Source organism: Streptomyces sparsus (assembly GCF_054776295.1).
This window is the reverse complement of the sequence record NZ_BAAHCA010001712.1, coordinates 1-547: the sequence shown is the minus strand read 5'-3', so window position 1 is coordinate 547 and position 547 is coordinate 1. Positions and strand designations below refer to the sequence as shown.

Annotated in this window: 1 protein-coding gene; it reads left to right on the top strand. The window is 76.6% G+C overall.

Annotated features, from left to right (window positions below):
* Positions 1-12: 12 nt before the first annotated feature.
* On the top strand, positions 13-547 hold a 535-nt coding region (locus ACYVE9_RS30445), incomplete at its 3' end, for an inositol-3-phosphate synthase (RefSeq protein ID WP_461031073.1).

Genomic DNA, 547 nt, shown 5'->3' with positions numbered 1-547 from the left:
AGGGAGGAAGGCGTGCCCGACACGACCCCCACCGACCCCCGCCCCCGCACCGGCGTCTGGCTGATCGGCGCCCGCGGCTCGGTGGCGACCACCGCCGTCACCGGCTGCGCCGCGCTCACCGCCGGCCTCCACCCACCGACCGGCCTCGTCACCGAGACACCGCTCTTCGCCGGCAGCGCCCTCCCGCCACTGGAGTCCCTGGTCTTCGGCGGCCACGACACCACCTGCGTCCCGCTGCCCAAACGCGCCGACGCACTCGTCGACGGCGGGGTGCTGCCGCACGGCCTGCCAGCCGCCGTCCACCACCAACTCCACGCGGCGGACGCGGAGATACGGCCCGGTGGCCCGCAACCGGGCGACTCCCGCAGCGAAGAGGAGCTGATCACCGCCTTCGCCGGCGACCTCACCGCGTTCACCACCCGGCACGGCCTCACCCGCACCGTCGTCGTCAACGTCGCCTCCACCGAACCCGCGCCGCCGCCCGGCGACGACCGGCTGCCGCCCAGCTCGCTGTACGCCGCCGCCGCGCTGCGGGCCGGCTGCCCCT